Source organism: Acinetobacter sp. D009 (assembly GCF_038562025.1).
Lineage (GTDB): Bacteria > Pseudomonadota > Gammaproteobacteria > Pseudomonadales > Moraxellaceae > Acinetobacter > Acinetobacter pittii.
Genome location: NZ_CP151886.1, coordinates 527,539 through 552,393 on the forward strand (window position 1 = coordinate 527,539; position 24,855 = coordinate 552,393).

At 37.8% G+C, this 24,855-nt stretch carries 26 protein-coding genes and 1 tRNA gene; 9 read left to right on the plus strand and 18 right to left on the minus strand.

From position 1 onward, the window contains the following. Nucleotides 1–11: 11 nt before the first annotated feature. A complete protein-coding gene (locus tag AAC388_RS02625; protein ID WP_032005590.1) occupies nucleotides 12–1,385 on the minus strand; it encodes a dihydrolipoyl dehydrogenase in 1,374 nt (457 codons plus the stop codon). Nucleotides 1,386–1,532: 147 nt separating this feature from the next. On the opposite strand from AAC388_RS02625, the gene AAC388_RS02630 reads away from it, so the two are divergent. Further along, nucleotides 1,533–3,011, plus strand: coding sequence for an Ig-like domain-containing protein (locus AAC388_RS02630; RefSeq protein ID WP_032037041.1), 1,479 nt, complete (start codon nucleotides 1,533–1,535; stop codon nucleotides 3,009–3,011). A 291-nt stretch (nucleotides 3,012–3,302) separates the two neighbouring features. Here the strand turns inward: AAC388_RS02630 and AAC388_RS02635 are convergent, their stop codons facing one another. Further along, nucleotides 3,303–3,638, minus strand: coding sequence for a TIGR01244 family sulfur transferase (locus AAC388_RS02635; RefSeq protein WP_002116083.1), 336 nt, complete (start codon nucleotides 3,636–3,638; stop codon nucleotides 3,303–3,305). A gap of 193 nt (nucleotides 3,639–3,831) precedes the next feature. Here AAC388_RS02635 and AAC388_RS02640 point away from each other — a divergent pair, with 193 nt between their 5' ends. Genes AAC388_RS02640 through AAC388_RS02650 form a run of 3 tightly spaced genes read left to right on the plus strand, consistent with a single transcriptional unit; the run spans nucleotide 3,832 to nucleotide 5,584 of the window. Then, nucleotides 3,832–4,728: an alpha/beta hydrolase gene (locus AAC388_RS02640; protein ID WP_342371149.1), complete on the plus strand. Its 897-nt coding sequence runs from the start codon at nucleotides 3,832–3,834 to the stop codon at nucleotides 4,726–4,728. After that, nucleotides 4,729–5,166 (plus strand): thioredoxin TrxC, encoded by a 438-nt coding sequence (gene trxC, locus AAC388_RS02645; protein WP_003655112.1) that lies wholly within the window; start codon nucleotides 4,729–4,731, stop codon nucleotides 5,164–5,166. Nucleotide 5,167: 1 nt separating this feature from the next. Continuing rightward, on the plus strand, nucleotides 5,168–5,584 hold the full coding sequence (locus tag AAC388_RS02650) for an acyl-CoA thioesterase (RefSeq protein WP_002116010.1): 417 nt from the start codon (nucleotides 5,168–5,170) through the stop codon (nucleotides 5,582–5,584). 70 nt (nucleotides 5,585–5,654) lie between these two features. On the opposite strand, the gene AAC388_RS02655 is transcribed toward AAC388_RS02650, so the two are convergent. From AAC388_RS02655 to AAC388_RS02665, 3 genes are all read right to left on the minus strand, one after another. Beyond that, nucleotides 5,655–6,161, minus strand: a complete 507-nt coding sequence (locus AAC388_RS02655; RefSeq protein ID WP_075383768.1) for an ester cyclase — start codon at nucleotides 6,159–6,161, stop codon at nucleotides 5,655–5,657. A gap of 76 nt (nucleotides 6,162–6,237) precedes the next feature. Beyond that, entirely contained in the window at nucleotides 6,238–6,732 is a 495-nt protein-coding gene (locus AAC388_RS02660; RefSeq protein WP_005804736.1) for a DUF4442 domain-containing protein, read from the minus strand. 34 nt (nucleotides 6,733–6,766) lie between these two features. Beyond that, a complete protein-coding gene (locus AAC388_RS02665; RefSeq protein WP_002051423.1) occupies nucleotides 6,767–7,255 on the minus strand; it encodes a YajQ family cyclic di-GMP-binding protein in 489 nt (162 codons plus the stop codon). Nucleotides 7,256–7,346: 91 nt separating this feature from the next. On the opposite strand from AAC388_RS02665, the gene AAC388_RS02670 reads away from it, so the two are divergent. After that, nucleotides 7,347–7,661, plus strand: coding sequence for a rhodanese-like domain-containing protein (locus AAC388_RS02670; RefSeq protein WP_002116171.1), 315 nt, complete (start codon nucleotides 7,347–7,349; stop codon nucleotides 7,659–7,661). A gap of 40 nt (nucleotides 7,662–7,701) precedes the next feature. Here AAC388_RS02670 and mnmC read toward each other — a convergent pair whose 3' ends face one another. From mnmC to AAC388_RS02690, 4 genes are read right to left on the minus strand one after another with little or no spacing between them, the layout of a single operon-like run. Further along, entirely contained in the window at nucleotides 7,702–9,573 is a 1,872-nt protein-coding gene (gene mnmC, locus AAC388_RS02675; protein WP_342371150.1) for an FAD-dependent 5-carboxymethylaminomethyl-2-thiouridine(34) oxidoreductase MnmC, read from the minus strand. 23 nt (nucleotides 9,574–9,596) lie between these two features. After that, on the minus strand, nucleotides 9,597–10,079 hold the full coding sequence (locus tag AAC388_RS02680) for a hypothetical protein (protein WP_005064163.1): 483 nt from the start codon (nucleotides 10,077–10,079) through the stop codon (nucleotides 9,597–9,599). Between the two features lie 4 nt (nucleotides 10,080–10,083). Beyond that, entirely contained in the window at nucleotides 10,084–10,386 is a 303-nt protein-coding gene (locus tag AAC388_RS02685; protein WP_002116400.1) for a YciI family protein, read from the minus strand. A gap of 34 nt (nucleotides 10,387–10,420) precedes the next feature. After that, nucleotides 10,421–11,035, minus strand: a complete 615-nt coding sequence (locus AAC388_RS02690) for a septation protein IspZ (RefSeq protein WP_005064166.1) — start codon at nucleotides 11,033–11,035, stop codon at nucleotides 10,421–10,423. A gap of 44 nt (nucleotides 11,036–11,079) precedes the next feature. Here AAC388_RS02690 and AAC388_RS02695 point away from each other — a divergent pair, with 44 nt between their 5' ends. Further along, nucleotides 11,080–11,931: a PHP domain-containing protein gene (locus AAC388_RS02695; RefSeq protein ID WP_206218996.1), complete on the plus strand. Its 852-nt coding sequence runs from the start codon at nucleotides 11,080–11,082 to the stop codon at nucleotides 11,929–11,931. Nucleotides 11,932–11,936: 5 nt separating this feature from the next. Here the strand turns inward: AAC388_RS02695 and AAC388_RS02700 are convergent, their stop codons facing one another. Continuing rightward, a complete protein-coding gene (locus AAC388_RS02700; protein ID WP_005064169.1) occupies nucleotides 11,937–12,848 on the minus strand; it encodes a bestrophin family protein in 912 nt (303 codons plus the stop codon). Between the two features lie 61 nt (nucleotides 12,849–12,909). Continuing rightward, on the minus strand, nucleotides 12,910–13,629 hold the full coding sequence (radC, locus tag AAC388_RS02705) for a DNA repair protein RadC (RefSeq protein WP_342371151.1): 720 nt from the start codon (nucleotides 13,627–13,629) through the stop codon (nucleotides 12,910–12,912). A 99-nt stretch (nucleotides 13,630–13,728) separates the two neighbouring features. Here radC and coaBC point away from each other — a divergent pair, with 99 nt between their 5' ends. Next, entirely contained in the window at nucleotides 13,729–14,982 is a 1,254-nt protein-coding gene (gene coaBC / locus AAC388_RS02710) for a bifunctional phosphopantothenoylcysteine decarboxylase/phosphopantothenate--cysteine ligase CoaBC (protein ID WP_002116235.1), read from the plus strand. 66 nt (nucleotides 14,983–15,048) lie between these two features. On the opposite strand, the gene secF is transcribed toward coaBC, so the two are convergent. The 5 genes from secF to queA all read right to left on the minus strand — a co-directional run bounded on the left by secF (nucleotide 15,049) and on the right by queA (nucleotide 20,855). Next, a complete protein-coding gene (gene secF, locus AAC388_RS02715; protein ID WP_224992643.1) occupies nucleotides 15,049–16,014 on the minus strand; it encodes a protein translocase subunit SecF in 966 nt (321 codons plus the stop codon). A gap of 8 nt (nucleotides 16,015–16,022) precedes the next feature. Beyond that, the gene (secD, locus tag AAC388_RS02720; RefSeq protein WP_224992644.1) at nucleotides 16,023–17,924 is read right to left on the minus strand and encodes a protein translocase subunit SecD; all 1,902 of its coding nucleotides are present in this window, start codon (nucleotides 17,922–17,924) and stop codon (nucleotides 16,023–16,025) included. A 51-nt stretch (nucleotides 17,925–17,975) separates the two neighbouring features. Next, on the minus strand, nucleotides 17,976–18,305 hold the full coding sequence (gene yajC, locus AAC388_RS02725; protein WP_002116168.1) for a preprotein translocase subunit YajC: 330 nt from the start codon (nucleotides 18,303–18,305) through the stop codon (nucleotides 17,976–17,978). Nucleotides 18,306–18,402: 97 nt separating this feature from the next. Beyond that, nucleotides 18,403–19,536, minus strand: coding sequence for a tRNA guanosine(34) transglycosylase Tgt (gene tgt / locus AAC388_RS02730; protein WP_002116306.1), 1,134 nt, complete (start codon nucleotides 19,534–19,536; stop codon nucleotides 18,403–18,405). Between the two features lie 281 nt (nucleotides 19,537–19,817). Next, nucleotides 19,818–20,855: a tRNA preQ1(34) S-adenosylmethionine ribosyltransferase-isomerase QueA gene (gene queA / locus AAC388_RS02735; RefSeq protein ID WP_086399628.1), complete on the minus strand. Its 1,038-nt coding sequence runs from the start codon at nucleotides 20,853–20,855 to the stop codon at nucleotides 19,818–19,820. 182 nt (nucleotides 20,856–21,037) lie between these two features. Here queA and AAC388_RS02740 point away from each other — a divergent pair. Together AAC388_RS02740 and AAC388_RS02745 are read left to right on the plus strand one after the other, a co-directional pair. Further along, nucleotides 21,038–21,124: transfer RNA gene (locus tag AAC388_RS02740), tRNA-Leu, on the plus strand. Between the two features lie 352 nt (nucleotides 21,125–21,476). Further along, nucleotides 21,477–22,421, plus strand: a complete 945-nt coding sequence (locus tag AAC388_RS02745) for a hypothetical protein (protein ID WP_342371152.1) — start codon at nucleotides 21,477–21,479, stop codon at nucleotides 22,419–22,421. Between the two features lie 142 nt (nucleotides 22,422–22,563). On the opposite strand, the gene AAC388_RS02750 is transcribed toward AAC388_RS02745, so the two are convergent. Beyond that, on the minus strand, nucleotides 22,564–23,268 hold the full coding sequence (locus AAC388_RS02750) for a hypothetical protein (protein WP_262440423.1): 705 nt from the start codon (nucleotides 23,266–23,268) through the stop codon (nucleotides 22,564–22,566). A 15-nt stretch (nucleotides 23,269–23,283) separates the two neighbouring features. Next, complete coding sequence (locus AAC388_RS02755; RefSeq protein ID WP_342371153.1) at nucleotides 23,284–24,564, minus strand: AAA family ATPase; 1,281 nt, start codon at nucleotides 24,562–24,564, stop codon at nucleotides 23,284–23,286. Nucleotides 24,565–24,855: the final 291 nt, after the last annotated feature.

Here is a 24,855-nt window from a genome sequence, read left to right on the forward strand (position 1 = left end):
TCTAAAATCGATTATTTCAGTTGTCTACGCGCATGCTTTAGAGCAGTGCGAAGACCTTCTTCTAAAGTCGGATGATAAAAGGGTTTTTCTAGAATATCATTTAGCGTTAATTCTTCACCGATTATCCAGCTTAATAAATGGGCCATATGTTCAGTTGCTTCTGTAAATAGCTCAGCACCTAGAAGCTTTTGGCTTTTTCGTTCTATATAAACTTCAATAGCACCTTTATTTTTTCCAAGAACTATAGCTCTTCCTTGTCGTTCATAAGAGGCTTCGCCTGTAATAAAATCTATACCTTCATCTTTTAATTGCTTATAACTTTGACCTACGATCGCCATTTCAGGATGACTAAAGACAATTCCTAATGGAGTAAGTGTCTTAACTGAGTTTACCTGCGGATAATTTAAGCAGTTATAAACAACTTTTTTACCTTCATGAGCTGCTTCATGTTGTAGTGGTGTTGAGGTGTAAGCGTCACCGACAACAAAAATTGGATATGTATCTAGCTGCTTAGTTTTAGCATTTACAGGTAATAACTTAATATCTTTAAATGAATTATCAATATTTTCTAGTTTTAAAGTATCAATTAAACTTGTACGGCCGGTTGCAGCTAAAACATATTCAACTTCGAGAGTTTTCTCTGTTTCATCAAATTGGTAAGTTAATACAGCGTTTTCCTGACTGCATTTAACTTCACTCGGTAAAGTCTCGAATAGAATTGTTAATTCTTTTCCTAGCTCTTTTTGAGCAAGCTGTTGAAGTCTAGAACTAGTTAGGATTCCAATTCGTTTACTGCGAGCGAAGATTGTTGTTTCTACACCTAGACGATGCATAGCTTGTGCGATCTCAAGAGCGATCACACCACTACCAATTACAGCAATAGATTTAGGAAGTGTTTTTAACTCAAATATTTGGTCTGTTGTTATAAGCCGGTTTCCTAATTCTTGCTTCCAAATTTGATCATAATTAGGAGTTGAACCAACAGCCAGAATAAAACTTTTTGATTTATACCGTTTTCCGTTAACTTCTACAGTTTGTGCATCAATAAAATATGCTTTGCCAGAAATTTTATGCTCAGTCGGCCATTGATCTACATCTTTTAAAGTTGCTTGTGTAAATCTGTTACGTAAAGTTTGTACATGCTGCATCACTTGATCAGTATTAATATTTGCAGATACATCTAAAGCAACCTCTTGAGCATTTTGAATGTCAAACATACGGTTTGCTGTAGAGATGAGAACTTTACTTGGCATACAGCCTACACGGGCACAAGTGGTATCCCATGGTCCATCATTTATAATTAAAATATTGTTGGTATGTTTAACGGCTTCTTTGTATGCGCTAATACCAGCAGTACCTGCGCCAATGATAATAATATCGAACATTATAAATTCCAATATCTATAAGTTTTTCACTTAATAAGTTACATAATAAAACACAATGTAATTTATGTTTACAGAGTATGGTGAATATGATTACACTAATAATATAAATAATTAAAAAATCTTATACCTTTAGGAAAGATTGGGGAAATGAAAAGTATGTATAAAAAACAACTTACCTTAAAGTTGTCGGCTATTGCTGTGTCAATTATGTTAGCAAGTTGTGGCGGGGGAGGCGGTGATGGCTATTACCAAAATGGTTCATCAAATAGTAACTCATCATCTGGAAGTAATAATAGCGGATCTCAGCAAGCGACTGCTACAGCTTTAAAGATAGAACTAGATAAATTATCAGTTGCTGCAACGAATGATACTTTAACTGTTACTGTTAGAGCTTTAGATAAGAATAAAGGCGGTGTTGCTGGTGCTAATGTCACTTTGGAATTAGATGATCCAACAAATAACGTATCTATAGAAGGCGTATCTACTCAAACTACTGATGCGGCAGGTAATGCTATATACATTATAAAAACACCAAAAACATCGAGTTCGATAAATGAGTTGGTGAAAAATGGTTTTAAATTAAAAGTCTCTACGAATAATGGTACACTTACTCAAGAACAGACAGTGACAGTAACAGGTAGCAACAGTACTGTCGAAGCTGATACTACGAGTATTGTATTGTTTGATGCTACAAAAACCTCTCTAAATGTTAGAGGTGATCAGACAACCGTCACATTAACAGCTGTAGATGCAAATGGTGCAACTTTAGCAAACCAAGCGATTACACTTAAAGTTAAAAATTCGGTTTTAAATGGTGTCAAATTTACTCCTAATTCGACACAAACTGATGCAAATGGTCAGATCACCTATACTTTATCTTTTAGTGAAAATCAAAGAACTTCATCATATAGTGCTGCTCAGTTCGTAACAGATGATCTTGTTTTAGAAGCAAACTTTGGCCAATCTACAAAAATTTATACTTATAAACTTGACGTGGTTAATTCTGATGTACCAGTAGCAGTAGGCGCTATTGCCGTAGCATATAATCCGACCACAATGGAAGATTCAAGTGATGGAGTCTACTACTATAAAAATATTTCAGTACAAGTGACTGATGTGGATGGTAAACCGATACCCAATCAAGATGTAGTCATGGGCGTTAATGCTCTTGCGTATTATAAGGGGCGATATGGGTTTGTTGATACTTCTAATCCAACTGATGGTAAACCAGATGAATATCTTCCTGTTATTAGAACAGCCTGTACATCACCAGTCCAAGCTGTAAATGTGAATGGGGACGTTATTAATCAATTAAAGCCGCTTAAAGAAAATTCTACAGTCCAAGTTGTATCGTATATCAACAGTGCAGGTACCGCTGCAACCAATAATAAATATACGACAGATGCAAATGGACGTTTTGATCTTAAAATTCAATATCCTAAAATTTATGCATCATGGTTAACTGTTCAGTTAACTGCTAAATCTACAGTTTCGGGAAGTTTAATTAAAGGATCTACATCTTTAACTTTAGGTTATTTATCGAAAGATGTTAATCTTACTGATCTTAATGGGCCAAATATAGAAAGCCCATATGGAATAGATCCAAATTGTTCAAATGGTAATTAATATAAAAAGAAGCAGCATTTAAGCTGCTTCTTTTTTTAGAGTTGTGTTCCCATACTAACTCCTACGGTAGGTCGGACCTGCATAGATGAGCATGCACTAAGAATAAGACAACTGACCAATAAAAATATAAGTTTATTCATAAGAGAACTGAGAAATTTAATGTGATTTTAATACTTTAGCTGAAAATTATTTATATATCTGTTGAATTGATACAGTTGTATATTTTCTTTTTATTAATAAAAGCTCTACTTTTTAGGAAAAATAGAGCTTCTCGTTGGCTCATTCAATAATTTAATCGTCTAATAAATCCATTTGTTTTGCTAATTGATATAGGTTGTTTGAACGGTTTCCTGTGCGGCAGAACATCAGCACAGGTTTTGGCAATTCATTATAATGATTAGCAAAAGTACGTACATCTAGTTCAGTAATTTGTCCAGCTACAACAGGTTGATAAACATAGTCTAAGCCTACTTGACGTGCTGCTTCTTCAATCTGAGCGCTTGTAGGTTGTTCTGGGCCGCCTTCCATATCTGGTCGGTTATTAATAATAGATTTAAATCCTTTTTCTACAACTTGGCCAACGTGTTCTGGACCAATTTGACCTGCGAAACCAACATTATCTGACATTTCGTCACTCCAAAATTTAACAAAACCTCTTATGCTGTATCATAGCATTAAGCTTAACCTGAGATACAAGACACTAAAACGTTGTTCCTACATAGATAAAACTTATGTCATAGAACAGCTCTAGATTTTTTAAAAGGCGATCAGGATGTTTTTTGTAAATTCATTACTTCGACCATAATGCCACGGAGCACATATGCACGCTTATACGGTTGAGCCTTTATATGTTCCATGTGATCAGGAAATGATCGCAGCTGACTTTTATATTCCAAAAACAAATAATAAATCTGCGGTAATTATCATGGCGCATGGTTTTGCCGGATTGCGTCAATTTAAACTTATTCAGTATGCCCAGCGATTTGCACAAGCAGGTTACGCTGTTATTTTATTTGATTACAGATATTGGGGCGGAAGTACTGGCAAGCCTAGAGAAATGGTCTCCATCAATTCACAATTAGAAGATTGGAAGACGGTGATTCAGTATGCTTCGACTTGTAAACTTGTAGATAACCGAAGGATTGTGCTTTGGGGAACTTCTTTAAGTGGGGGATATGCGCTAAGCCTAGCTTCTGAGTTAAAGAATATTCAAGCAGTTTTAGTACAAATTCCTTATGTAGATGGTGCTGAAACTGCCAAGCTCTATCCTTTGCAGCGCTATCCCCAAGCATTAAAGCTATCGAGTCAGGATTATATGGGATCAAAGATGGGGCTTAATCCAAAGAGATTACCTGTTGTTGATCAACATAACTTATGCTTTATGCCTACGGCTGATAGTTATTATGGCTATTTATCGATTGTAAATCCTGATTATTATTGGAGTGGGGAAGTTCCTGCTCGTGTCTTTTTTAATCTGATGCGATACCGTCCAATCCAAGTTGTGCGCCAGATTAATATTCCTGTTTTATTTATTGCTGCTCAAAAAGATTCGCTTATTCCTATTGAGTCAAGCCGTGAAGCTGCGACAAATATTGCGCCTTTTGTGAGTTATCATGAATGGGATATGAAACATTTTGATATCTATCACGGTTCATGGTTTGAAAAAGCAGTGACAGCCCAATTAGAATTTTTACATCAGCATATAGGAGTGATGTAAATGATTATTGTATGTGCATCGTGTGGTGCTAAAAACCGAGTTCCGGAAGAAAAACTTCCAGAGCAACCAAGCTGTGGGCAATGTCATCAGCCATTACTACCGCTTGCACCTATTGAGCTAAATGAGCAAAATTTTAGTAACTACATCACGAATAGTGATCTACCTATTCTTATAGATTTATGGGCAGAATGGTGTGGACCCTGTAAAATGATGGCTCCACATTTTGCGCAGGTCGCAAAACAGAATCCAGGCGTTATTTTTGCCAAGATTGATACCGAAGAATCTCCTCGCTTGAGCCAAGCTTTTCATGTGAGAAGTATTCCGACACTTGTCTTAATGAATAAAACGACAGAGGTCGCGCGTATTAGCGGTGCATTACGTGCGCCTGAATTGCAGCAGTGGCTCGATCAACAACTTCAAACGAATTTCGGGAGCTAAGGTGTCAGAAGCTTATACCAAACCAGAAGGAATTTTATCCTTACAAACGATTGCCATGCCAGCAGATACAAACTGGAGTGGTGATGTATTTGGTGGATGGATTGTGTCACAAATGGACTTGGCTGGAGCAATTCACGCAGAACGTTTCAGTCGTGGTCGCTGTGCTACGATTTCTATTAATCAAATGACCTTTTTGGTTCCGGTAAAAGTTGGCTTTGTCATTAGCTGCTATACCAAGATCTTAAAAGTTGGAAATACTTCTATTCAGATGCAAATTGAAGTTTGGGATAGTCATGATGACTCTCGTGAACCAATACGCATTACTGAAGGAGTTTTTACCTTTGTAGCAGTAGATGTAAAAGGTAATAAGCGTCAAATACCTGAAGAAGCGAAACAGAAGTTTTTGGAAACTCAATAAGAATCAGAAAGCCTGAATCTTAGTATTCAGGCTTTAATTTTTATTCAAAAGAAAAACTAGTTTTTAGAAATTAAAACATCGTATTTGTATTTTTGCTTTGCTCAGGAATATTTTGTATCACATCCCAATGCTCTACGATTTTTCCATTTTCAACACGGAATATATCAACAATTGCTCTTCCTCGATCTTTTTCATTTTCAGTCGAATGGACATGTAAAACGACAAGATTGCCTTCAGCAATCGCACGTTTAATCTCATTTTTAGCTTGAGGATTCTTTTGGAATTTTTCAGTGAAGAAATTAACGAAAGGTGCTTTACCATCTGGCACATTAGGATTGTGCTGAATGTATTGTTGACCAATATAGCGGTCTGCATATTCTTTGACTTTATGTTTTAAAAAGACACCTTCATAGAAGTCGGTCACTATTCTTTTGTTTTGAGCACTTACTTTATCAATAGCTTCTGATTTAGCCGAAGTTACTTTACTGGTTTTAATGCTGGGTTCAGTCGCGTGAGAACTTATAATTGTAAATATTAAACTGGTAAATAAAGAGGAAAGAATTAATATTTTTTTCATTTTTAACCTCAAGATACAAAATATTAGTTTTATATCTTGAGGTAAATAACCGTCTAAAAATACTTTAGATTAGTTATTATTTCTTACGTTTAGGTAACCATGCCCAGAGCATTTGACATTGAATTGGTTCATTGCCTGCGTCATCAATCACAGTAACAGGAATCACAAGTTCACCTTTTTCATTATCTGCAATAAACTTTTGTTGTTCAGCAGACAATGTTGCTGTAGCAGTCAAACCGCCTTCAACCACTTTTAAATAATCTACATGTAATGATTTGATTAATAAAATACGATTATCAGGAATATGTAAACCAGTTAGAAAACCTGTTGCAGTTTCTGCTAAAAGAGCCATAGCCGCAGCATGCACTCCTTTAATATGATTTTGCATATTTTTTTGGTTATCTAAACGGACAGTAACGTGGTTTGAGTCTACTTCTAGATAGCGGATATTTGCTGTACCCACCATTGGTACGATACGGCCAAACGCCTTGCTCCAAAGCGTGCTCCGAATACCTTTAGGGAATTTTGAAGTTGCTTTTACCAGTTTTGATAGACGATTGGATTGAGACATGGGATTACCTTAGCTTTAAATGGCCGACAAGATATTAATCTTTAAAGTTATTAAACTGTAATGGCACACCGAATTGTTGTTCACGTAAAAAAGTCATGACTTGTTGTAAGGTGTCACGCTTTTTATCAGTCACACGAATTTTGTCGCCTTGAATAGAAGATTGCACTTTAACGCCACTTTCTTTAATGGCTTTATTAATTTTTTTTGCAGTATCAGAGTCAAGACCATCTTTAAGTTTAATGACTTGTACAAAGTTTTTGCCTGAAGCCGCAGCTTTTTGTGGATCAAGTGCTTGAACATCAATTTTACGTTTATAAAAATGATTTTCTAACATGTTATAAACTTGTTCACACTGGAAATCACTTTCGGTACTGATTTTGATTTCTTTATTTTTTTCATTTAATTCGATAGAAACATCGTGACCACGGAAGTCAAAGCGTGTTGCAATCTCTTTTTGTGTGTTTTGTACAGCATGATTAACTTCAAATAACTCTAATTCAGAGACAATATCGAAAGAAGGCATAGTTTAGACCTTTACAAAGTGAAAGAATATTTGAGATGCTAAGAGGGTTTTCTTCATTTGCCAAGTGTTGTTTACATCAAAGGAGTGCACAATGATCCGTAAACAAGAAATTACAACATTTGAATTCCCAGAAAATGCTGTTATCTGGGATGTCCGTGATACTAATGCTTATGCAGAAGGGCATGTTAAAGGTGCGGTGAATCGCCCAATTAATGATTTGAATGCTGATATTTTGAACCAGGTCTCTGCGGGTCAGCCGATTTATATTTTATGTGGTGGTGGTAGCAAAGCTCCTCGTGCAGCTGAGAAACTAGAAGGATTGGATGCCTCGCGTGAATATGTCGTGCTGATGGGCGGGACACGTGCAGCTCGTGATGCTGGCTTGCCTCTAGAGCAAGGCGCATAAAAAAAAGCACCTTCGGGTGCTTTTTTATTGAAGTGAATTATTACGGTTTAAAATAAGGCTTTTTAGGTTTCACTTTCTTTTGGAACCGTTGAGGATTCAATTTTTGTAATAAGCGGTCTGGTACTGGACAAGCTTCTCCTAATATTTGAGCAACTAAGATTTCACTGCACAGCGGGGCAAATAAGAAACCTTTAGAGCCAAGCCCAGCAAAAGTAGCAATTCGGCTATTGTCCTGCATTTTTCCAACCAGAGGAAAATAATCCAAGCTTTGTGCCCGTATAGATGCACGTCCTTGCCATGCCGAAGGTGATGGTAACTTTTCAGCATATTCAGGGAACACACTGTGGATTAATTCAAAGTTATGCACATGGTCTTCGGGAAGTACATCTTGGTCTTCACGATTTGGGTAGAAAGACGCACCCAAAATCATCTGTGAAGCATCAAGTTGCATGCAATAGCCGCCATAGCTATACGCTTCATTTAAAGGTAAAGGGGCAAACGTATTATCAACCCAGCTCACTTGTCCACGTATTGGTTTTAACTGCGGATAGCTGTCAAATAAGGCAGCACTTTCTCGAGCACAGCACACAACGACATGATCTGCTTCTGCAATAACTTGATTATTGGTTTGCAATTGAACTTTACTTTCACAAGAAACAAGTGCTGTGACATGGGCAATTTTGAGATTGATACATGGATGCTGCAAAATTTCATCACGTAATTGATGTGGTGAAACGGAACCCGCTTCGGTTAGTGAAATACTAGAATATGCAGTTTCAAGTGAGTTTGTTGAGTGGGTAACAACTTCTGCTGGATACTGATTTACCAAATCGAGAAGTTCTTCTGTATTTTTCAAAGCAATTTGTTGAATTTGAAGTGAACGGAATGCATTAAAATTTTTATAAAAATTTAAAGCATGTTGCCAACTTAAGGTCATGAGATGTTCATGACTTTGTTCAATTGGGCATAGTTTCGGATTAAGTAATGCCAAAGGATTTCCAGAGGCACCCGATAATGCATTGGTTTGCTCGTATAAGGTCACTTGGTGGCCACGTGCTGCAAATGCCCACGCCGTACTTAAACCTGCTACACCAGCCCCTATAATCGCAATATGCTGTTGCTCTGTAGCCAATGCGTGAGTTTGCCCTAATTCTGTGGAACCTTCATCAGATTCAGGCAGATTCCAGACTGCTTTGAGCATTTCTCGTTTATGGCCAAAACCACGTGGACGAGAAATATCAATACCATGTGCTTTTAGTCCACGTTTTAGAATGCCAGCAACACTAAAAGAGGCAAATGTAGTGCCATAACTTGAAAGACGGACAATATTGTTTAAAACATTTTGTTCCCACATGTCTGGGTTGCAAGACGGTGCAAAGCCATCTAAAAACCAGGCATTCACAGCTTTAGTTTTAGCCATGCTTGGAAAAATTTCTTGCGCATCTCCAAGCCATAAATCGATACTAAAACGTTCTTTAGGGAAAGTTAAACGATGACATCCGGCAATAGGCAGGGGATATTGTTCAATTAACTGCTCTGCAAGCGGTTTAAGTTCATCCCAGACATTTAAAGCGCGAATAAGATCAGCTTTACTTAATGGAAATTTTTCTATGCTAATTGCATGTAAATGACTTTGATTATCAGGACGAACTTGCTGCCAAAGTTGCCAGAGTGCAAGAATATTTAAACCTGTACCAAAACCAGTTTCTCCTACACTGAAATATTCAAAATCTTTTAAATTGGCTAATCGTTCTGATAAGTCATTACCATTTAGAAAAACATGTCGTGTTTCAAGTAGGCCATTATCTTTAGAAAAGTAGACATCACCAAATTGTTTAGAAATGGGAATCTCGATACCATCGACAAATTCCCAGTCCAGCTCTGCTGTTTGGATACAGTTTGATACGTTCATTGAATTTAATAGATCGCTTGGTATTACCACTGGCGTCGACGTTTTGTATGAATATAACTAGCAATAAAGAAACCTAGCAATACACCACCCGCTAAGGTAACAGCGCCATATAAAAACATTTGCGCACTTCGTTCGCTTTGTAAGACTTGAACCTGAACAGAGAGATTATCATTTTTTAGCTGTAACTCTTGGTTCTGGGCTAGCGCTTCAAGGTTGGCATGTTCTAGCTGTTTTAAGCGAGATGCTTGATCTTGGACTAAGGCTTTGATTTTTGCGTCTTGCTGTTGCTTGTTCTTTGCGAGCTGTTCTGCTGTAAGTGGTTGTGTTGCAGTTGGTGCCGTCGTCGCTACTGTTTTGACTCCAGTTGTAGATGTTGGAGCTGGTTTAGCGGCTTGAGTTGAAGGCGCACTTGGGGAAGGAGTTGCTGGTGTCGCAGCAGGTTCAACTGCTCCAGCAGTTGAACATATCAAACACAAGCCAAGAAAGCTTTTGATTGCAAGCTGCATGCGATTACCCTTTTGGAAATGCTTTATTAAACGGTTTTACATCAACGTGAGCATAAATGCCTTCTTTAAGAAATGGTTCTTCTTTTAACCATTCATCTAATGCTTCGCGACTGTCGAATTCAACAATCATGGTGCTACCATAGAAGCCTGCTTGCGGATCATTAGGATCTTTTGGCATAGCACCCGCTGTAACAAGGCGGCCTTCATCATCGAGTTTTTGTAAGCGTTCGATATGCTGAGGGCGTACTGCCAAGCGTTTTTCTAAAGTTCCTTCGTTATCGGTACAGCTTAGAACAAAAAAAGGCATGTAATCGTATCTCTATAATCAATCTGGAAGCACTTTAAGCGTCTGGTGACTTAAAATGTTTGCGTAAAATAATGAACTGAATAATGATAAATGAAAACATCACGATCATGTCACCAAATGCAGTAAATTCGCCCCAATATTTTCCACCGTGAAATAAAAATGCGAAGAATACATGCAGACAAGACATCACAACAAACATCGCAGCCCAAGCAAAATTGAGGTTTTTCCAACCTTTTTCACTCAAATCTAAAATCGGGTCAAATAAGCGTTGAATGAGTGGTTTACGGTCTTTACCAAACCAAGGTGAAACCAAGAATGCGCCTGCAAAAACTAAATTTAAAATCGCAGCTTTAAGACGAATATAGAAATCGTCACTTAACATGAGGGTGATACCACCAAAAATTACAGTCATAAACAATACAAACCACTGTTGTTTGTCAAGACGGAATTTTTGGAAAACGAATAGGGCACCATATACCACAAGCATTGAAATAATTAAGCCAGTCGTCGCTACAAGAATATTATTATTATCGGCACCACCAGCAGACCCGATCAGTTTCAGTAAAGGATGCTGGGTGTCAGTTGGATCAACTGTTTTATATAAATAGAAGAAAATAATTAATGGAACAAAGTCCAGAAGTGCTTTCATGTTAGAGTATCTGATCAGGTTTGGCGAATGGCATAGTATAAAAGATGCAAGGCATAGATTTACATACACATAGCAATATTTCTGATGGAACTTTGTCTCCGGAATTGCTGGTGCAAGCTGCTATTGATGTGAACTTGCATACGTTGGCTTTGACTGACCACGATACAATGGATGGGTTGCAGCGTGCAAAAATTGCTGCACAAGGCCATGATTTAAATATTATTTCTGGCGCAGAGATTTCTAGTCAATGGTCGCGCCCAACCACTAAGAAGAGTTATGGTGTACATATTGTTGCTTTAAATATGCAAGATGAAGCACCAATTTTAGAAGCATTAGAACAACAAAAAAGAATTAGAGCGCAAAGAGCTAAAGTGATTTGTGAGCTATTAGAAAAATGTATTGGTTTTCAGATTTATGATGATGTTCTTGCCAAAGTAGAAAATCAGGCGGATAGGGTAACAAGAACTCATATTGCTAAAACATTGGTCGAGAAAAATGTCGTGACTCGTCCTCAACAAGCATTTGATCGTTTCTTAAAAGAAGGAAAACGTGCTTTTGTAAAGTTTGAAGGACTAGGCTTAAAAGAAACCATTGATGTGATTCATCAAAGTAAAGGGTTCGCAGTATTAGCACATCCGACCCGTTATGATTTATCTGCAACTAATGTTCGTTATTTAATTGAATTATTCGCGACTTCAGGTGGAGACGCAATTGAGTTACCTCCACCAATGGAACCTCTATCTACTCGCCAAATGATTGATCGAATGATTGAACAATATCAGTTGGCAGTTTCAATTGGCAGTGATTTTCATGGTGAAAATATGCCATGGATTAAACTAGGAAATACACCTAAACCCACTGATAAGCAGTATGGGATTTGGGAACGTTTTGTTTAAACTCTTTACAGTAAGTTGTTATCTTGAGCCTGAATGGGTGGTGGGGTAGGTTTACCGAGAGTCCCTAATAGTTCAATCTCGATACTACGCACCATAGCATCTAGCGGTAAGTCATTACTTTGCGTACCGAAGGGCTCTTCAATTTCAGAGCTTAGCGCATCTAGACCTAAAAATGTGTATGCTAAAATTCCGACGAGTAAAGGTGTTGCCAATCCAAGCAATGAACCCAGACTAAACGGCAACATAAAACAGAAAAAATAGACTGTGCGGTTAAGTAAAACTGAATAAGCAAATGGAATAGGCGTATTGGCAATTCGGTCACAGCCAGTTTGTACGACGCTTAAGTCGGCAACATTCTTATTCATTTGTGCATAAATGATGTCAGAAATTTCGCCTTCTTTAAGTGCCTGCAACAATTCCCAGTGAATGAGACTGAGCGTGTACTGAGGGGCATTATTTTGTTGGTAGAGTTGAGTGAGTGCTTGCTGACTCATACCACTGGTTTGGATCAACTCAGTTGGGTTCGCCGTCTGACGACGTAAACGGTCACGCAATACATTAGCAAAAACAATCACATGTTGAATAACACGCTCACGGCGAGCTTGAGTTAAAATACGGCAGTCACGGTCAAAATGGCGTGAAGTTGCAATCAAAACACCCCATAATTTTCGGGCCTCCCACCAACGGTCATAACACGCAGTATTTTTAAACCCTAGGAAGATTGAAAGTACGACACCAATGAGTGTGAAGCCAACCAAAGGAATCTCTGGAAAGCGATAAAGATTGATGTATTCGACTCCACCAATGATTGCCGAGATCAGCATCACAACGCCTAGGGATGGCAAAATTTTGGGTAAAATTGTGCCTCGCCAAGAGAATAATACTTTGAAAATACTAGGCTGTTCCCGAACAATCATTTTATTTTAAACATCGCTATTTTTGTTTTGATATTCTAGGCTTAGTAGTACTTTGTCAATATCATTGAATTGATATTGTTGCTGGGTTGAGCAGTTGTTGTTCAGCAAAGGAAAAGCTCCCTTCTGGTGAGATAATAAAATGGTCAAGCAAACGAATTTCGACAAGCTGACAAGCCTGTTCGAGTTGCTGAGTTAAGGTAATGTCTTCGGGAGATGGTTGTGGAGAACCAAATGGATGATTGTGTGCAATAACGAGCTGACAAGCATGGTGCTGTAAGGCGTAGCGTAGGGTTAGATTGATCGAAACTGTGCAATGCTGAACTGAACCAAAGAATAGCTTTTTAAAATGAAGCTTTCTTAATTCGGGATCTAGACACAAAACCGCAAAGACCTCTTGTTTTTCGCCTTTTAATTCATAGCGCAAATAATCCAAAACTAGATCTGATGAATGAAGGCTGAGATTATTTGTCTGGAAATGATGATCGAGATAACGCCGTCCAAGTTCTTTGACTGCCAGTAATTGTGAATATTTCGTTGCCCCAATGCCATTAAATTGAGTTAACTCACTAAATGAGGCATCAAACACGGCATTAAGATTACCGAAGTGCTGAATGAGTAAACGCGACAGTTCTACTGCTGAATATTGCCGTGAACCTGAGCGAAGAAAAATCGCGAGTAGCTCAGCATCTGATAAACTTTGTGGACCTTGTTGTAATAACCGTTCTCTTGGCCGTTCTTGTTCAGGCCAATTTTTAATAGAAGTATTCATATTCCCCAGCATTATTCGCTTAAAATTTTATTTTGTTTGCCCAATCAATCTTGGGTCTGCGCGTATTTAATGCTATTGTGAGCGCCACTGCAACAGAAAGGTATCCTGTTCGTGAGCTTTGATCTAAGCGTTATTCCTCATAAAAACATTGTTTTAGCTGTTACTGGCGGAATTGCTGCCTATAAAAGTGCCATCTTAGTCCGCCGCCTCAAAGATTATGGCTTTGACGTGCGAGTAGTGATGACACATGGTGCTCAGGCATTTATTACACCACTAACTTTTCAGGCTCTTTCTGGTAATCCTGTTCATACTGAACTTCTAGACCCTGCGGCTGAAGCGGGTATGGGACATATTGAATTAGCACGTTGGGCTGATTTATTACTAGTCGCACCTGCAAGCTGTGACACATTGGCTAAATTTGCGAATGGTTTGGCAGATGACTTGCTCAGTACAGTTTTTTTGGCAACAAAATCTCCTGTCTGGGTAGCTCCGGCGATGAACCAGCAAATGTGGGCTGCTAAAGCTACACAACGTAATTTGCAAACCTTGGTCGAAGATGGCGTGCATGTGATCATGCCGGATGCGGGTGAGCAGGCTTGTGGTGATGTTGGCTTAGGCCGTATGCCTGAGCCAGAAGAAATTGCTCGCCAAGTCGCTGGCTATTTCCATCAAGCTCAACGTGCCATCGCTGAGAAATTTGGGCTGTTGGCAGGTAAGCGAGTAGTTATTACTGCTGGGCCAACACGTGAAGCGATTGACCCTGTCCGTTATATCTCAAACCATAGTACTGGAAAAATGGGCTTTGCTTTAGCCGCTGCTTGTTATGCTGCTGGCGCGCAAGTGACTCTGATTGCGGGACCTGTAAGTTTAGATACGCCTAATGGTGTTCAACGTGTAAATGTTGCCTCAGCACGACAAATGCTCGATGTCAGTATGAGTTCACTAGAAACAGGCTGCGATATTTTTATTGCCACTGCCGCAGTCGCAGACTATCGCGTAGCAGAAGTTGCTGAGCATAAAATTAAAAAAGCAGGGGATGAGTTGAATGTTTCCCTTGTTAAAAATCCGGATATTGTGGCAACAATCGCAGGTCAGGAAAAACGTCCATTTATGGTGGGCTTTGCAGCCGAAACGCAAAATGTTGAAGAATATGCGGCAGGAAAACTAGTGGCTAAAAAACTAGATATGATTGCGTGCAACGATGTATCTCGTGCTGATATTGGGTTTGCTTCTGATGAGAATGCGATGACAGTTTTCTTTGCTGAAAGCTATCACATGAAAAAGCGTGAATTAGAGAAAGCCTCTAAACAAGAAATCTCTCAACAATTGGTTGAAGCTATTTCGGATGCATTACGCCGTAAATAATTTTTGAATCAAATAAAAAAACCGCGAATGAATCGCGGTTTTTTTATTTGTCTTGTTTTCGACAGCTTAAGGAATTTCATCCTCAAATTCAGGTTTAACCTGAACGATGAAGTCTTGACGGTTAAGACCACGCCATAATGCAAATGCAGTACCGATATAAATCGAAGAATAAGTACCAACAAATACACCAACAAACATTGCCACAGAGAACCAGTGTAGGCCATCACCACCTAAGAACATCATTGCTAGTACAACCAGCAATAAAGTCATTGATGTATGAATGGTACGACGTAAAGTCTCAGTTAACGCAATATCGACGATTTCACGAGGAGTCGCACCGCGAATCTTACGGAAATTTTCACGAATACGGTCTGACACTACAATGTTATCGTTAAGCGAGAAACCAATAACAGCAAGTACCGCAGCTAACACTGTAAGGTCAAATGGCCATTGGAATAATGCAAAAGCACCAATAATAATGATGATGTCGTGGAATAAAGACATTACGGCACCCATCGCGAGTTTGAACTCAAAGCGGATGGTTACGTAGATCAACATTAAGATAAGTGCAAGTGCAACCGCGCCAGCAGAACGAACATAGAGTTCGTTACCAACCTGACCACCTACAGAGTCCACTTTATGAACTTCAGCAGCATTATTTGGTAATTGTACAGCCTTAGTGATCGCGTTATTAAGGTCTTCAACCTTAACTTCTTGTACTGGCATGCGCACAAGTAAGTCTTTATTACTACCTAAGGTTTGTACTACAGCATCTTTAAAACCAGCTTTATCGAGCGCCTGAATAACTTCTGACTGATTGGCTGGTTGAGCATAGTTAAGCTCAGCTGAAACACCACCTGTAAAGTCCAAACCTAAGTTAAGACCTTTAGTCGCAATAAAGAAAATACTCGCTAAAGTAATAAGGATCGAGAAGATTGCCGCAGGTTTGGCAATCTTCATGAACGGGATGATTTTTGAATCATCCGGACGACCATATTGTTTTGAATCTTGTTGAGTCACTTTAGTCATCATCGATCTCCTTAAATGCTCAACTTTTTCAAGTTACGGCGTTTGCCATAAATGATTTGTACGATTGCACGAGTTACTGTAATTGCAGTAAACATTGAACAAATAATACCGATCATTAATGTTACGGCGAAACCTTTGATTGGACCTGTACCAATTGCAAACAGGATGAATGCAACGAGGAACGTGGTTAAGTTCGAGTCAAAAATGGTGTTATAGGCTCGATCATAACCGGCCACAATGGCCTGTTTGGGTGAGGCTCCCCAGAGCATTTCTTCTCGGATACGCTCACATATCAATACGTTGGCATCGACCGCCATACCAATGGTAATAACGATACCCGCAATACCCGGTAAGGTGAGGGAAGCGCCAATCCATGACATGACGGTTAAAATCATTGCCAAGTTAAACACAAGTGCAAAGTTCGCGATTAAACCGAATAGACGGAAGAAGACTACCATCCAGATTGCAACGAGCAAGAAGCCGATTTGAGTAGACAATACACCTTTATCAATGTTTTCTTGACCAAGGCTTGGACCAACTACACGCTCTTCAACAAAGTACATTGGCGCAGCCAAAGCACCAGCACGAAGCATTAATGCAAGTTCAGATGCTTCTTGAGGAGAACTTAAGCCTGTAATACGGAAAGTCGAACCTAAAACAGCCTGAACTGTTGCTGCGTTAATGACTACAGATTCAGTGTATGGCGTACGAACTTCTGTTTGTGCACCAGTTTTTGGATCTGTTACATAGTTAATTTTTTGCTTGTTCTCGATGAACAATACCGCCATGCGTTTACCAACAGCATTACGGGTTGCATCAGACATTAGCTTACCGCCAGCACTGTCGAGCGTAATATTTACCTCGGCACCGCCAGAGTCCTGACTAAAGCCAGAGCTTGCATTTTGAACACGCTCACCAGTCAAGATTCGGTTACGTTGCAATAAGAGTTGACGGCCGCTATCTAAAGACTCATAAGCAAAAACTTCTGTGCCCGGAGGTAAAGGTTGACCATTATATTTACCCGTATATGGATCAATATATTGATCATTTGAGTCAGAAACTAAACGGAATTCGAGGTTCGCAGTACGTCCTAAAACACGTTTAGCTTCAGCAGTATCTTGTACACCCGGTAATTCAACAACAATACGGTTGCTACCCTGACTTTGTACCAATGCTTCTGCAACACCAAGTTCGTTAATACGATTACGTAATGTTGTTAAGTTCTGATTTACCGCATATGACTGAATTTCTTGGCGACGTACATCAGTATAAGTAAGCTTTAAAGTAGAACCTGTAGAGCTTGCTAATGCCTGTTGGGTATATTCATTCCCATTACGACGTAAAAAATCCATTGCTGCATCACGGTCAGCATTGTCAGCAAATTGAACAGTGATCACATTATTCGTTAATGCAAGACTGTTAAATTTGATCTTGTTTTCACGGAACTGACGACGCAAATCGGTGGCAGAGGTTTCCATACGTTGGGCAACGGCTTTGTCCATATCTACTTCAAGCAAGAAGTGGACACCACCACGTAAGTCCAAACCAAGTTTCATTGGTTTTGCCCCAATCTTTTGCAGCCATTCCGGTGTAGTTGGTGCAAGGTTTAGGGCGACAACATATTCATCACCTAAGTCACGACGTAATACTTCTTTTGCCTTTAACTGTGCTTCAGATGAACTGACACGCAATAGGGCAGCATTATTTGTAAAAGTATTGTCATGGCTCGCAATATTTGCTGTTTTTAAAATTTGCTCTGCTTTTTTCACCACACTTTGATCAATTTGGGTACCAGCTTTGGCACCGGAAATTTGAACAGCGGGCTCATCCGGATATAGACTTGGCAGTGCGTATAATGTACTGATTACCAGAACAACCAGAATCAGTAAATATTTCCATGCAGGGTAACGCATTCGCTTTCTTCTTAAATGAAAAAGCCGTGCTAAAGCACGACTGTTTTATGATTAAAGGTTATTTAGAGTGCCTTCAGGTAATACTGAAATTACGCTGGCACGCTGAATTTTTACTTCTACACCACGGCTAAGTTCAACAACTGCATAGTCACCTTCAATTTTGGTTACTTTGCCCATTAAACCACCAGCGAAAACAACTTCACTACCAACACCTAAGCTCTCGATTAAAGAACGGTGTTCTTTAGCACGTTTTGCTTGAGGGCGCCAAATTAAGAAATAAAAGATTGCAACGAATACGACAATCATCAAGATGTTTGGCAAAATACCATTAGTTGGGCCAGCTGCCGGTGCTGCATGAGCAGCAGAAATTAAAAAGCTCATTTTGATTTCCTAAAGTTAAAAATATGAGTCAGATAACTGACATAATCCTAATTCGTTTTGCAATTTACCTTGTCTTGAGGTTGAGCGCAAATCTGGCTTATTCATCAACCGGACATGGTGGAACTTCTAAACCACGACGGGCATAAAAGTCCTGAACAAATTCATCAAATGTGCCATTGTCTAATGCATCACGCATACCTTCAGTTAAACGTTGGTAATAACGTAAGTTATGAATAGTACCGAGCATAGATGCCAACATTTCTCCACATTTTTCAAGGTGGAATAGATAAGCACGGGTAAAGTTCTTACAAGTGTAGCAATCGCAATGTGGATCGAGCGGGCTCTGGTCATGGCGATATTTGCTATTACGAATACGTACCAGACCATCAGTGACAAAATAATGACCGTTTCGAGCATTACGAGTCGGCATTACACAGTCAAACATATCGACACCGCGGCGCACCGCTTCAACGATATCTTCTGGTTTACCAACGCCCATCAAATAACGCGGTTTGTCATGCGGCATTTTATTCGGTAGATAATCTAAAACTTTGATCATCTCTTCTTTAGGTTCACCTACAGATAAACCGCCAATTGCGTAACCGTCAAAGCCGATTTCTAAAAGGCCATTTAAAGACTCATCGCGTAAGTCTTCATACATGCCACCTTGAATAATGCCAAATAACGCATTGTGATTTTTGAGCTCATCATGATGATGAGTTTTACAACGTTTTGCCCAGCGTAAAGAAAGCTGCAATGATTTTTGAGCTTCTTCATGTGTCGCAGGGTAAGGTGTACATTCATCAAAAATCATCACGATGTCAGAGTTCAAGACCTGCTGAATTTCCATAGAAATTTCAGGTGATAAAAATACTTTTGAACCATCAATCGGTGAGCGGAAAGTAACACCTTCCTCTTTGATTTTGCGCATTGCGCCAAGACTAAAAACCTGGAAACCGCCAGAGTCAGTCAAAATTGGCTTATTCCATTTAATAAAGTCATGCAAACCGCCGTGTTCTTTAATCACTTCAAGACCCGGACGCAAATATAAATGGAATGTATTTCCTAAAATAATTTGTGCCTGAATGTCTTCGATGTCACGAGGTAACATGCCTTTGACTGTGCCGTAAGTCCCCACTGGCATAAAAACAGGTGTTTCAACAACACCATGTTCTAAAGTTAAACGACCACGACGGGCGCGCCCCGACTGACCTAATTTTTCAAACTTCATCTAAAAATCCTGAACACGAGCAGAGGCGAAGAAACAGTTCGCTGCTAAAAAGAGGGCTATTTTCCTTGATTCTGCGATGTAGTTCTACTACTAAATGTAGCTGTTATATAAAAAGATTGGAGAAACTAAGGATAGGTTTTATGGCATAGATATTTTAATGAAGGAAATATCTAAAATTCAGGCTTATAAAAATTATAATCGACTTGGTAAAGCTAATCGATATTGCTAAATATTTGCATCCATATTATAGATGATTAACAATATCGATCAGAATTTAATTTTTAAGCTTCTAACTTATCAATCAACATTGCATCGCCATAGCTAAAGAAACGATAGCGGCTTTTAACTGCATGTTCGTAGGCAGCTAAAATGTTGTCTCGATTTGATAGCGCTGATACCAACATGAGCAGGGTAGACTCTGGTAAATGGAAGTTGGTAATTAAACGGTCTACGATGCAGAACTCATAACCCGGATAGATAAAGATTTGTGTGTCGCCCGTCCAAGCTGCAATTTTACCGCCATGAGCTTGAGCTGCACTTTCTAAAGCACGTGTCGCAGTTGTACCAATGGCAATCACTTTATTGCCGCGTGCTTTAGTCGCCAAAATTAAATCAATAGTTTCTTGAGGAACATCACACCATTCACTGTGCATGACATGATTGGTAATGTCATCAGTACGAACAGGCATAAAGGTGCCAGCACCGACATGTAAAGTCACAAAAGATTTTTGAATATTTTTTTGCTCTAACTTTGCTAGTAACTCTTCATCAAAGTGCAAGCTCGCAGTAGGAGCGGCAACACTGGCAATTTTTTCAGGATTATGGAAAACCGTTTGATAGCGTTCAGTGTCAATTTCTTCCGCTTCACGGTTAAAGTAAGGTGGAATAGGTAACTGGCCATATTGCTCAAGAACAGGCAAGATCGGCTGTGAAAACTCAACCACAAATAAATTTTCGTGACGGCCACGTACAATCACAGGAATATTATCTGCACCAACAAAAAGCTCTGCACCCGCTTTAGGCGAGTTACTCGATTTGATATGACAATACGCTGTAGTGTGGTTCAGCATACGCTCAACCAAAATCTCAATTGCACCGCCTGTAGAGCGTTTTCCTTTAAGTCGAGCTTTCATGACCTTGGTGTCATTAAGCACCAACAAATCACCCTCTTCGAACAGATCGATAATGTCTGTGAACATGTGATCGTGATATTGACCCTTTGAATCTAAGTGCAACAATCGTGAAGCACTACGTGATTCAAGAGGATAACGGGCAATGAGTTCATCAGGTAATTCAAAGGAAAAGTCAGACAGTTGCATATTTGAGAAAAAACACCACAAAAATTGGGCCTAGTATAAACTTTTTCGCTTTTTTATGGCTGTGCTTCTGACCTAAATCATGAAAAATGTTTAAATGATCTAAAAGTGAACGATAATATTCACTTAGGGTTTGACAAGTTTTACAAACGCGCTAATATACGCAACACAAACATACTTCCTCTCCCGAGGTGGTGAAATTGGTAGACGCGGCGGACTCAAAATCCGCTGTCAGAGATGACGTGTCGGTTCGAGTCCGACCCTCGGGACCATATTCAGAATCGTAAGATTCTACGAAAACCCCTAAGCTGACGGCTTAGGGGTTTTTTGTTGGACAAGTTTTTAATTTGCTAAAAGCTTCGGTTGAATTAAAGATGCGCGTGAAACCTATTGGTATTAGGAAATTATTCCTGAACAAACACGGATAGCCAATACCATTAATGAATGAGCGGGTGAAACTATAGTTCAGTTTAAAAATTATAATGAAATGAAAAGCTGATTAATCTAATGGAGCTATAATTTAATTTTTATTTTTTTATTGGTACTAAAACTCCATGGTATCTAAGATACTTTATGTTAAAATAAAACAATAAAAATTTTATTATTAGTATCGGTTTTTCTTTAATGAATAAAAAGTTTGGTTATGTTTTAACAGCAATAATGGTTTTTGTAGTTGTTTTTGCTCTATATTTCCTAATTCGAGATATTATGGAAATGTCTGATAAATTAGATTTTACAATCGTAAAGTATGTTGCTGTATTTGTAGGAATTTTATTTGCATTAGTATCTACAATTTCACTATATTTGGATTCTAGTAAATCTAGTGTTAATTCGTTAAATGATTTTATTAATAGTAATAAGTATAAACAACTTAAGTTATATAGAGAGTTAGGAAAAGAAAAAAATATTGAGGAAGCTTATTCCCCAGTTAAGAAGGAAAATAATAATCGTGAAGTAGAGGAAGTAACTAATTTAATTAAAAATAAAATAGAATCTGCTTCTAATGAAAGTTATTTTAAAGAATTTAGAGAAAAGGTAAAAGTTGAAACTGTAGTTGAAATTTTTTTACAAGAAGCTAAAAGTATAGAAACAAGAGTAAATGGAGAAATCAACAGGTTATCTAAAAGTGCTATCATTAATTTGTCCCTAGGAATGATGCTTAGTATTGGCGGAATATTATATCTAGGAAGTTTTGTAGTAAATGCACAGTCATTTGATAGTCTTGAGAAAATGTTAATAAATACTTTTCCTAAAGCTATTTTTGTTTTGCTTATAGAAGTTTTTGCATATTTTTTCTTAAAACTATATAAACAAAGCTTAGATGATATTAAATATTATCAAAATGAGTTAACTAATATTGAATATAAAAATTTAGCTGTCCACGTTTCAAAACAAGCAAATAATCATAAATTATTGACTTTATGTGTGGAGGAGTTTCTATCAACAGAAAGAAACTTTATTCTGGAAAAAGAACAATCGACAATTGAAATTGAAAAAGAGCGTATCAGTTCTAATAATACGAATAATACTTTACAGGTACTGAAGGATATTTTTAAAAATAAAGTTTGAAACCTTTATTGTCCCAACTATCCTTGTACTCTACATTATGGTGGATTAAATAGGGAGACGAAAGCCTGCCATTTCCTTTTGTGAATGTCAAAAGACTAAGATATACCCATAATAAAAAAGAGAGTTTTAAACTCTCTTTTTCTTAAGCTGAAATTGCTGCCAATTGGTCTACAAAAAGCTTGAAACTTTCTGATTTAGTCGATATTCGAGGATGATTTCTAGCATCTTTAAAATCTAGACTATGTTGAATATAATCTTTCGCATTTTTATTAATAGTTTTCCTCATACTAGCAAAGTATCTGGTTAAAGCATTTTCACAGCCAGTAATTTTGCAACTTCTTGGTCGTGTATCGTGATATGCAAGTAACCAACATTCCAAGCTATGGACAGATATAGCAAAAATAATTTTATGGATATAGTTCGTACTAATTTTACGATTTCTAAGTTTTTGGTAATGAATAAATCTTTGAGCCTTCTTTTTATTAAAGGGGATACCAGCAGAATCAATCCATTCTAATAGTTTCTGTTTTATGAGTTCATAAAATTCATTGTGATTAGTATTAGCTAAACTAATGGGACTAACGTTAAAATTTCTATGTTCGCAAACATCTGTATCAATTTGAATAACTACGTAGTCCATATTTTCTAATAGCATTAAAAAATCTTCTGATTTTAGATAATCACTGACTTTTTCCCATCCTCCCCAAGCATCTGTTGCTATTTGAGTTTGTTGGGCATTTAATGGAGGCTGTATATCCCGAATTTGTATAGGATCTAAATAAGCTTGTATGGTATGTTTTAAAACATGAAAGTCTGTAGGACCTTCGCATATAACCCCTAATTTCATTTTAATTCATATCTCTTAGAAATTGGTTGGCAAACCGCCCAAAAAGCCGCGCATAAAACTTTCAGATAATTTAATTGATTGACCTGAACGAGTAGGTTTCGGTAGGTCATTTACACCCACACGTCTAAGTTGAGTTGCTCCTTCATCATCGCGTTCTACTACAAACAATCTTTGTTCATCATCATGTAAATCCAATCCATCTAAAATTGCAGGATTGTGTGTAGTAACAAATACTTGTTTACTATTTTCTTTCGCTAATTTTATTAATTCTTTAATTAAGACGCGACATAATTTAGGGTTTAATGAGGCATCAATATTATCTACAGCAAAAAAATCTGGAGTATATTTAGAACTAAATAAGGCTGCATAAAATAGAACAAAAAGAAAGCCTTCATTTGCACTACGGTGATCAATTTTAAAATCCATAAAACGATCATGAATTTCAATTTTATTGGCAGTTTTTGAATCCTCCTTTTCACCCATAAAAATATTATCTACCCAATGAAACATTGAAGCTATATCTAAAATCTTGGTGTATTTTTCATTTTCATGTTCTTTCATTACTCTTAAAAGTTTCAGTAATCCTTCACCATTTACTCCAAGTGGTTCAATCTGAGATTCACTTTCGAATATTCGAAGTTTAGATGCTTCCGGTGAATAAATTACAAAGTCTCCTTTTTTCCTCAGTTCTTTCTTATTGTTGTATGAGTCAAAGTAGCTTTGAATATTTAAATATGGAGATATTTTGAGTAAGTCTTCTATAATTGAATTAGGTGCCTTAATATCATTTGTATTTGTTGACATGAATTCACGCAATTTTTTATCGTATTCATCAACTGATCCATATTTATCAGCAATATTTTTGTACAATTCTTCTACTTTCTGATTTAACAGGCTATCTCCATCATTTGTATAAAAAAATTGTGATTCATCTGTTTCAATATCAGTCGTAGCGTAGCCTATATTATGATTTAAAGTTGGATATGGACTTTCTTTATCATAATCCAACATTACAGCTACCCCACCTAAAGTATCAAAAGCGAAAATAGATGAGCTAGTAGATGGTTGGTTTGAGAAAATTGAAAACATAGTTTCTGTGCTAACTACTCGAATTCCTCTAGCAGTTAAAAATTCATTATCTAATTTATTGGATAGCCCAGCACTAAAAACTGCTAAAGCTTCTAAAAAATTGCTTTTTCCAGCACCATTTTCACCAATAATTACATTTACTTGGCCAACTGAAATTTCTAGGTCTTTTATGGATTTAAATGATGAAATTCGAAAATGAAAAAACATTTTTTGAGCCTATTATCACTAGATAAATTTGAAGATAATTGAAGATACTACAGTATTTTAAAATTACATTCATAAATTATTTGACCCTACAAAGTATCTAAGCTACCACCCAAATGGTGGTCGAGTTTGGCGTCTCGTTATGAATTTGAAGCAGACAAACCGCTACTTAAGCGGTATTTTTATATCTGAAGGTTCGTTATACCTTTTTATAAAAGAAATCGTGTGAGCATCCTTCTGCCTACAATTTCTACTATAGGCTTAGCGATGTGCCAAGCGTATTCAGTCGGACTG

Coding starts and splice junctions, on each gene's coding strand:
- AAC388_RS02685 (WP_002116400.1), bottom strand. CDS start 10,386: ATGCCTTTTTTTGTTCTAAGCTGTACCGATAACGAAGGAACTTTAGAA.
- AAC388_RS02755 (WP_342371153.1), bottom strand. CDS start 24,564: ATGTTTTTTCATTTTCGAATTTCATCATTTAAATCCATAAAAGACCTA.
- tgt (WP_002116306.1), bottom strand. CDS start 19,536: ATGAAGTTTGAAAAATTAGGTCAGTCGGGGCGCGCCCGTCGTGGTCGT.
- AAC388_RS02655 (WP_075383768.1), bottom strand. CDS start 6,161: ATGAAAAAAATATTAATTCTTTCCTCTTTATTTACCAGTTTAATATTT.
- AAC388_RS02665 (WP_002051423.1), bottom strand. CDS start 7,255: ATGCCTTCTTTCGATATTGTCTCTGAATTAGAGTTATTTGAAGTTAAT.
- queA (WP_086399628.1), bottom strand. CDS start 20,855: ATGCAACTGTCTGACTTTTCCTTTGAATTACCTGATGAACTCATTGCC.
- AAC388_RS02630 (WP_032037041.1), top strand. CDS start 1,533: ATGAAAAGTATGTATAAAAAACAACTTACCTTAAAGTTGTCGGCTATT.
- AAC388_RS02690 (WP_005064166.1), bottom strand. CDS start 11,035: ATGAAAGCACTTCTGGACTTTGTTCCATTAATTATTTTCTTCTATTTA.
- AAC388_RS02700 (WP_005064169.1), bottom strand. CDS start 12,848: ATGATTGTTCGGGAACAGCCTAGTATTTTCAAAGTATTATTCTCTTGG.
- AAC388_RS02670 (WP_002116171.1), top strand. CDS start 7,347: ATGATCCGTAAACAAGAAATTACAACATTTGAATTCCCAGAAAATGCT.
- AAC388_RS02750 (WP_262440423.1), bottom strand. CDS start 23,268: ATGAAATTAGGGGTTATATGCGAAGGTCCTACAGACTTTCATGTTTTA.
- secD (WP_224992644.1), bottom strand. CDS start 17,924: ATGCGTTACCCTGCATGGAAATATTTACTGATTCTGGTTGTTCTGGTA.
- mnmC (WP_342371150.1), bottom strand. CDS start 9,573: ATGAACGTATCAAACTGTATCCAAACAGCAGAGCTGGACTGGGAATTT.
- AAC388_RS02640 (WP_342371149.1), top strand. CDS start 3,832: ATGCACGCTTATACGGTTGAGCCTTTATATGTTCCATGTGATCAGGAA.
- yajC (WP_002116168.1), bottom strand. CDS start 18,305: ATGAGCTTTTTAATTTCTGCTGCTCATGCAGCACCGGCAGCTGGCCCA.
- trxC (WP_003655112.1), top strand. CDS start 4,729: ATGATTATTGTATGTGCATCGTGTGGTGCTAAAAACCGAGTTCCGGAA.
- AAC388_RS02745 (WP_342371152.1), top strand. CDS start 21,477: ATGAATAAAAAGTTTGGTTATGTTTTAACAGCAATAATGGTTTTTGTA.
- secF (WP_224992643.1), bottom strand. CDS start 16,014: ATGATGACTAAAGTGACTCAACAAGATTCAAAACAATATGGTCGTCCG.
- AAC388_RS02695 (WP_206218996.1), top strand. CDS start 11,080: ATGCAAGGCATAGATTTACATACACATAGCAATATTTCTGATGGAACT.
- radC (WP_342371151.1), bottom strand. CDS start 13,629: ATGCTGGGGAATATGAATACTTCTATTAAAAATTGGCCTGAACAAGAA.
- AAC388_RS02635 (WP_002116083.1), bottom strand. CDS start 3,638: ATGTCAGATAATGTTGGTTTCGCAGGTCAAATTGGTCCAGAACACGTT.
- AAC388_RS02625 (WP_032005590.1), bottom strand. CDS start 1,385: ATGTTCGATATTATTATCATTGGCGCAGGTACTGCTGGTATTAGCGCA.
- AAC388_RS02660 (WP_005804736.1), bottom strand. CDS start 6,732: ATGTCTCAATCCAATCGTCTATCAAAACTGGTAAAAGCAACTTCAAAA.
- AAC388_RS02680 (WP_005064163.1), bottom strand. CDS start 10,079: ATGCAGCTTGCAATCAAAAGCTTTCTTGGCTTGTGTTTGATATGTTCA.